The sequence below is a fragment of the Streptomyces sp. NPDC048196 genome (assembly GCF_040652715.1).
GTDB classification, from domain to species: Bacteria; Actinomycetota; Actinomycetes; order Streptomycetales; family Streptomycetaceae; genus Streptomyces; species Streptomyces siderophoricus.
The window spans coordinates 20,004-27,047 of sequence record NZ_JBEZMM010000076.1 but is presented as its reverse complement, the minus strand read 5'-3'; the positions used below and the strand labels follow the sequence as shown (position 1 = coordinate 27,047).

The 7,044-nt window shown below is 71.3% G+C and carries 6 protein-coding genes; 5 read left to right on the top strand and 1 reads right to left on the bottom strand.

Annotated features, from left to right (window positions below; translation table 11 throughout):
* Nucleotides 1–193: 193 nt before the first annotated feature.
* From AB0E02_RS36750 to AB0E02_RS36730, 5 genes are all read left to right on the top strand, one after another.
* Nucleotides 194–628, top strand: a complete 435-nt coding sequence (locus AB0E02_RS36750) for an Hsp20/alpha crystallin family protein (protein ID WP_362148256.1) — start codon at nucleotides 194–196, stop codon at nucleotides 626–628.
* A 234-nt stretch (nucleotides 629–862) separates the two neighbouring features.
* Nucleotides 863–1,264 (top strand): DUF2267 domain-containing protein, encoded by a 402-nt coding sequence (locus AB0E02_RS36745; protein WP_362148253.1) that lies wholly within the window; start codon nucleotides 863–865, stop codon nucleotides 1,262–1,264.
* A 645-nt stretch (nucleotides 1,265–1,909) separates the two neighbouring features.
* Nucleotides 1,910–2,767 carry an RNA polymerase sigma factor SigF gene (locus tag AB0E02_RS36740; RefSeq protein WP_362148250.1) on the top strand — a complete coding sequence of 286 codons (858 nt, stop codon included), beginning with the start codon at nucleotides 1,910–1,912 and terminating at the stop codon, nucleotides 2,765–2,767.
* 193 nt (nucleotides 2,768–2,960) lie between these two features.
* The gene (locus AB0E02_RS36735; RefSeq protein ID WP_362148247.1) at nucleotides 2,961–3,437 is read left to right on the top strand and encodes an SRPBCC family protein; all 477 of its coding nucleotides are present in this window, start codon (nucleotides 2,961–2,963) and stop codon (nucleotides 3,435–3,437) included.
* Nucleotides 3,438–3,945: 508 nt separating this feature from the next.
* Nucleotides 3,946–5,829 (top strand): M28 family peptidase, encoded by a 1,884-nt coding sequence (locus AB0E02_RS36730; protein ID WP_362148244.1) that lies wholly within the window; start codon nucleotides 3,946–3,948, stop codon nucleotides 5,827–5,829.
* A 144-nt stretch (nucleotides 5,830–5,973) separates the two neighbouring features.
* Here the strand turns inward: AB0E02_RS36730 and AB0E02_RS36725 are convergent, their stop codons facing one another.
* Nucleotides 5,974–6,978 carry an Lrp/AsnC family transcriptional regulator gene (locus tag AB0E02_RS36725; RefSeq protein WP_362148241.1) on the bottom strand — a complete coding sequence of 335 codons (1,005 nt, stop codon included), beginning with the start codon at nucleotides 6,976–6,978 and terminating at the stop codon, nucleotides 5,974–5,976.
* Between the last annotated feature and the right edge of the window lie 66 nt (nucleotides 6,979–7,044).

The following is a 7,044-nucleotide window of genomic DNA, read 5'->3' as shown; positions in this document are numbered from 1 at the left end:
CGGCGGGCGGCGGGCGGCGGGCGGCGGGCGGCGGGCGGCGGGCGGCGGGCGGCGGGCGAAACGGGAATCGCCGCCGCCTGTCACCCTTTGGATGACATGGAAGTTGTCAACGAGTCGACGACATGCTACAACTGAGGTCAGGTGACGCGCATTGGCAGGCACTGCCGCCCGAAGCCACTGGAGGTGTTTCACGATGTTGATGCGCACCGACCCGTGCCACCCGCTCGACCGGTTCACCCAGGCGCTGCTGGGCGTTTCCGGCACCTGGTCGAGGCCCGCCCCCATACCGATGGACGCCTACCGCACGGGCGCGGAGTTCGTGATCGCGCTCGATCTGCCGGGCGTCTCCCCCGACGCGATCGACATCGACGTCCGGCGGAACGTGCTGACCGTCAAGGCCGAACGCCGACCGGCCGCCGAGGCGGACGACGTGCGGATGCACCTGAGCGAACGCCCGCTGGGCGTCTTCTCCCGGCAGATCGTCCTGGGCGACACCCTCGACACCGAGCACGTCACGGCCTCCTACGACGCCGGTGTGCTGACCCTGCGCATCCCGGTCGCCGAACGCACCGAGCCCCGCAAGATCACCATCGGTGGGGGCGCGGGACAGCGACAGCCCACCGACTGAACAACCGGGCGACGTCCCCCGGCGCGCACGGCACGCCCACGGCACGCACGGCACGCACGCCGCGATCGGTTCGGGCGGTTCGATCGGCCTTGCCCCCACCGCGTCCGTGGCCGGCCCCGGCGGCTGGTCATGTGACCGACCAAGAATTCCCGCTGACCAGTGGACGAGTTGACGAGAAAGGCGACCGCGTAACCGATGTACACCCAGCCTGAAACGGGTCGGCCCGCACCGGGCATGACGTTCGACCAGATGCTGGAACGGGTCCGGTACGAAGGGGCGTACCCCACCCGGGAGCGAGCGGAGGAAGTCGTACGCGCCGTGCTGGCGGCACTGGGGCGGCAGCTCACCGGTGACGAACGCGTCGAGCTCGCGGCCCGATTGCCCGTCGAGGCGGCCCTGGCGTTCACCGCCGAGATTCCCTGTACCCACGGCGAACGCCTCACCGGCTGGGGATTCGTGAAGGACCTCGCCGCCCGCACCGGCGGCACCGCGGCCACCACCCGCTGGGACACCGGCGCGGTCCTCAACACCGTCGCCCAGCTCGCCGGCCCCGAGCTCCTCACCCGCGTACTCGCCCAGCTCCCCTCCGGATACGCACTCCTCTTCGGCCGCGCCGAACTCACCCAGGCAGCTTGAACCTCCAGGCAGCTTGAACGCCCGGGCAGCTTGGACCTCGGGCGGCGTGGCGCCATGGGCTGAGCGCGGTGGGCGGAACGCGGTGGGCTGGTGTGGCGGCTCGGGGGGAGAGGCCCGCAGAGTGTGGGGACCCGTAGGGGGTGGGAGACCCGGAGGAGGTGGGGAGGCCCGTAGGGGGTGGTCGAACAGATCCCGTAGGGGTCGGACGCGCCCCTTGCAGGCCACAACGCGGGGGCGGGGGGACGGTATTCCCGCGCAAGGCCGGAGACGCCCGGGTGATCCGGCCGGCCTCCGAAGCCACCCGGTTCCCGGGCGAACTCTCTCTCCCCCCGCACCGGGTCCCCACCACCGGCCTCTCGCCCGCCCCGTGTCACCCACCACCGGCCTCTCGCCCAACCCGGGTCCCCACCATCGGCCCCTCGCCCGCCCCGGGTCCCGCCCCGTCAGCCTGTCACCCGACCCGGGCCCCCGCAGCGTCAACTTCGCGCCCGACCGGTGTCCCCCACCGGTGGCGTCTTGGCCGGTCCGGGCGCCCCGTCGTTGGCGCATGACGTGGCGCCAGACCGGAAAGGACGCATGACTTTTGTTCTGCCGGGTAGGCGGCCGCTGCGGCGCCCGAGCGTGTCGGGCGCGCAGGAGGGCGTGATGACCACCGTCGTGAATGACACCGCAACCGAGCAGCACACCGAACTGACCGCGGATCTGCCGGAGGTGCCGTGCCCGAGTGCGGTGGCCCCCAGTGACGCGCGCGAATTCTCCAAGCTGTTCTTCGCGCGACTCCAGGAATACGAAGAAGGCACGCACGAGTACCAATACGTCCGCAACACGCTCATCGAGATGAACATGTCGATGGTGCGCTATGTGGCCCGCCGTTACCGCAGCCGTGGTGACGACATGGAGGACATCATCCAGGTCGGCACCATCGGGCTGATCAAGGCGATCGACCGTTTCGACCTCGCCCGTGGGGTCGAATTCTCCACCTTCGCCGTTCCCTACATCCTCGGGGAGATCAAGCGTTTCTTCCGCGACACCGGGTGGGCCGTGCATGTCCCCCGCCGTCTCCAGGAGCTGCGCAGCGAACTGGCCAAGGCGAAGGAGCAGTTGCACAACGAGCTCGACCGGGAACCCACCGTTCGCGAACTCTCCGGACATCTGGACCTGTCGGAGGAAGAGATCATCGAGGGCCTGGTGGCCGCCAATGGCTACACCGCCGGCTCCCTCGATACCCCCACCGACCCCGATCCCGCCGACCAGCGCCGCCCGCTGGCCGATGTCCTCGGGGAGGAGGATCCGGGCATGGAGACGGTCGAGGACCTCCACACCCTGGCACCTCTGCTGCAGACGCTCGACGACCGCGAACGCCGTCTCATCGAGCTCCGGTTCGGACAGGAATTGACCCAGTCGGAGATCGGCGCGGAACTCGGCGTCTCCCAGATGCATGTCTCGCGGCTGCTGTCCCGCATTCTTTCCCGGCTGCGCACCGGCATGCTCACCGACCGCTGACGCCGGGCGGCGGTTTCCTCCTCCCGGCACCTCCGAACCCCCGGACCCACCGGGGAACCTCCAGGCCCTCGAAATCCTCCACCGCCATGGATAGGGGCGGTGGAGGCGGGTACCCGGTGGAGCGTCGGCCCGGTGCGGACTACGCACGCCGGGCCGCCGAACCGGAATTCGCCACCACTGAGGAGGAGTGGACATGAGCACGGTGAAGGAGACGGTAGACGTCGAGGTCCCGGTCCGCACCGTCTACAACCAGTGGACGCAGTTCGAGGAGTTCCCGCAATTCATGGAGGGCGTCGAGGAGATCAGGCAACTCGACGACCGCCACAACCACTGGACCACCAAGATCGGTGGCGTCCGGCGGGAATTCGACACCGAGATCATCGACCAGCTCCCGGACGAGCGGATCGCCTGGCGGACCACCGGCGGCGACACCCGGCAGCGGGGTGTGGTCAGCTTCCAGCGCCTGGACGACAGCCACACCCGGGTGCAGCTCGTGATGGAGGTCGAGCCGACCGGTACTGCAGAGAAGACCGCGGACATGGTCGGGCTGATCGACCATCGCACCAAGGGCGATCTGCAACGCTTCAAGAAGTACATCGAGCAGCGTGAGCGGGAGACCGGTGCCTGGCGCGGCCGTATCCGGCCGGGCGGCTCCAGCCCCGTCGGTTGACGCGGCACGAAGCGAACATTCCCGGAGGGGCGGCAGCGACCGCCCCTCCGGCGTTTCTGCGTTCCGGCGTCCGGCGTTTCTGCGTTCCGGCCATTCGGCCCTCCGGCCCTCCGGAGCTCTGACACCCCAACACCCCGGCACCCCGGCACCCCGGCACCCCGGCACCCCAATACCCCAGCACCCCAACGCCCAGCGCTCCAGCACCCCGCCACTCCGCCACTCCACGGCCCGCTCCTCCGCGCCCCGCCCCTCCGCGCCTCGTCGCTCCCCTCCCCCGCTCCCGTCCCCCGAAAAGTGCCCGGATATCGGGCATCGTCTGCTGTTTTCCGACAAACACTGCTCCGCCGCGGGACATCCGTTGACGTCAGGGCGTCGGCGGTGTGATGGTACGGCCGCCATGCAGGGCATGGACATGCCCATCCCCACTGGGCAATCCGCCGCCCGAACGGGCACGGCGCACCCCCCATGCCTCCGGCCAACCCCTCACCCACCCCCTCAAGGAGCCCTGGTGTTACGAAGATTCGCGGTGACCGGCGCCTCCCTCGCCGTCACCCTCGCAGCCGCGCTGCTCACCGCAGCCCCCGTCTCCGCCGCACCCATCGCATCCGTCACCCCCGCCATACCCGCCACACTTCTCTCATCCGCCGCACCCGCCCCGGCAGCACGTGCCACCACCGCCCCTGCCTCCCCCGTCGCCGCCTCCGTGCCCGTGCCCGCCCTTGGGGCTCTCGCCGCCGACGACGCGCCCGATGTCGACGTCGCCAAGGTCCAGGCGCATCTGAGCGAGCTCAACGCCATCGCGAACCGCAACGGCGGCACCCGTAAATCCAGCGGTCAGGGCTACCGGGACTCCGTCGCCTACGTCAAGGGCCGTCTGCAGGCGGCCGGTTACGCCGTCACCGAGCAGCCCTGCACCTCCGGCTGCGCCAGTGGGGCCGGGCCCAACCTGATCGCCGAGTGGCCCCAGGGGGACACGTCGGCGGTGTACATGTTCGGCTCGCACCTCGACAGCGTCGGGGCCGGGCCCGGCATCAACGACAACGGCTCCGGTTCGGCGGCCCTCCTGGAGACCGCCCTCACCCTCGCGGAGCGCCACCCCGCGATGGCGGCCCGGGCCCGGTTCGCCTGGTGGACGGACGAGGAGCAGGGCCTCAACGGCTCGGACTTCTACGTCGGTTCGCTCTCCTCCGCCGAGCGGTCCCGGATCAAGGCGTACTACAACTTCGACATGATCGCCTCGCCCAACGGCGGCTACTTCATCAACCACCTCACCTCCACCGCCGCCCAGCCGATGAAGGCGTACTGGGACTCGCTCGGTCTCCAGCCCGAGGAGAACACCGAAGGCGCCGGCCGGTCCGACGACTACTCCTTCGAGCAGGCCGGCATCCCGACCTCCGGGTACGCGATGGGCGCCGGCGCCCGGAAGACTTCGGCGCAGGCGGCGAAGTGGGGCGGCACCGCCAACCGCGCCTATGACTCCTGCTACCACCAGTCATGTGACACCACCGCCAACATCAACGCCACCGGACTCGACCGCAGTGTCGACGGCATCGCGTCCACGCTGTGGAAGCTCGCCGTCGCCCGCTCCACCCCCGCGAACGACTTCTCGCTGATCGCCACCCCCGCCGCCGGCAGCGTCGCCCCGGGCGAGTCCCTCACCACGACGATCGCCACACAGACCACCAGCGGCTCCGCCCAGACGGTGGCGCTCTCCGCGTCCGGCGCCCCGGCGGGTGTGACCGTCTCGTTCAGCCCCGGCTCGGTGACCAGCGGTGCGAGCTCCACGATGACCGTGGCCGCCGCGGCGTCCACCGCGCCCGGCACCTATCCCGTCACGGTCACCGGCACCGGGTCCGGGTCCGGGTCCGGGTCCGGGTCCGGGTCCGGGACGGTCACCCACACCACGTCCTTCTCGTTGACGGTCAAGGGTGCCGGAGGGTGCACCGCCGGGCAGTTGCTCGCCAACGGCGGCTTCGAGAACGGGACTTCGCCCTGGACCGGTGACACCGGCACGATCGGCGCCCACACGGGGCAGTCCGCCCACGGCGGCAGCCGGTTCGCCTGGCTCGGTGGCTACGGCTACACCGCGACCGACACCCTCAGCCAGTCGCTGACCGTGCCCGCCGGATGCAGCCGGGCGACGCTGACGTACTGGCTGCACATCGACACCGCGGAGACCGACCGCACCGCCTATGACACCTTCCGGGTCAAGGTCGGTGACAAGGTCCTGACGAGCTCGTCCAACACCGACGCGGCCCCCGGCTACGCCCAGCACACACTGGACCTCAGCCCCTACGCCGGGCAGCGGATCACGCTCACCTTCACCGCCACCGAGGACACCAGCCTCCAGACCAGCTTCGTTCTCGACGACACGTCACTGCAGGTCTCCTGAATCTGCAGGTCTCCTGAGAGTCTGCAGGTCTCCCGAAGGCCGCCGGGCCTCCCGGCCTCCGGGCCTCCGGGCCTCCGGGCCTCCGGGCCCCCGGGCCCCCGGGCCTCCCGGAAGGAACACCACCCGCCCCGCCCGCTGCGCATGTCAGCGGGCGGGGCGGGGAAGCAGGGCGCCGGCCCGCTTCACGGTGCGGATGACCGGTGCCGTCTCGATCGAGCGGATCGCGTCCAGTGCGGCGATCCGCCCGGTCAGATACCGCGCGAGGTCCACCGAGTTCCGGCAGTTCACGGCCGCGAGCAGATTCGTCGGCCCGGTGGTCAGCGCCACCAGGGACACCTCGGGGTGCTCGGCCATCGCCGTGGCCACCGCGGTGAGCCGGGACGGCCGTACGGACATCCACAGGCGCGCCTCGGCGTGGAAGCCGAGGGCGGCGGGCGGGATGTCGACGAGGAAGGTGAGCACGCCGGCCCGGCGCAGCGCGGCCACCCGCCGGCGCGCGGTCGACTCGGACCATCCGGTGGCGGCCGCGAGTTCGGGATAGCCGGCCCGTCCGTCCCGCGCCAGCACGTCGAACAGCGGCCGGTCGGCCGGCCCGACCGGGACCCCGGTCTCCCCGGTCGCGTCGTCGGCGCCGTCCTCAAGCGGTCCGGGCGGGGCCAGCAGCGCCGTCTGTTCGCGGGTGAGGTGTGCGGGGCCGGCCCAGGTGTTGGGCAATGCGTAGTGGTCCAGCAGGAGATGGGCGGAAACGGAGGTGACCCGGGCGGTCCGGGGCAGCTTGTGCAGGAGGAGGGCCTCGCTCTCGTCGGCGGTGGGCGTCTGTGCGCTGCACGAGATCTCGGTTCCGCCGGAGAGCAGGTGGACGTACGAGGTGTCGGTGCGGGCGGCGAGCGCCGTGGCGATGGGCCCCGCCGCGTCCGGTGTGCACTGCAGCCGGATCGTCCAGGCGTGGTGGCCGAGCCGGGCACCGTTGAGCGTGCCGGCCACGCGGAGGGTCCCGGCGGAGCGCAGCCGGCGGTAGCGGCGGGCGACGGTGCTCTCGGACACCCCGAGCGCCTGCCCGATGAGCCGGAACGGCGCCCGCCCGTCGATCTGCAGCGCATGCACCAGCCCGTGGTCCACGTCGTCCAGCGTGCCGGTTCCCGTCTTCATGGGGGACGAGTGTGCCAGCTTCCGCCGGCAGGGCGGCCGCGGTGACCGGCCCTCGCCCTCCCGCTT

Coding starts and splice junctions, on each gene's coding strand:
- AB0E02_RS36735 (WP_362148247.1), top strand. CDS start 2,961: ATGAGCACGGTGAAGGAGACGGTAGACGTCGAGGTCCCGGTCCGCACC.
- AB0E02_RS36750 (WP_362148256.1), top strand. CDS start 194: ATGTTGATGCGCACCGACCCGTGCCACCCGCTCGACCGGTTCACCCAG.
- AB0E02_RS36745 (WP_362148253.1), top strand. CDS start 863: ATGACGTTCGACCAGATGCTGGAACGGGTCCGGTACGAAGGGGCGTAC.
- AB0E02_RS36725 (WP_362148241.1), bottom strand. CDS start 6,978: ATGAAGACGGGAACCGGCACGCTGGACGACGTGGACCACGGGCTGGTG.
- AB0E02_RS36740 (WP_362148250.1), top strand. CDS start 1,910: ATGACCACCGTCGTGAATGACACCGCAACCGAGCAGCACACCGAACTG.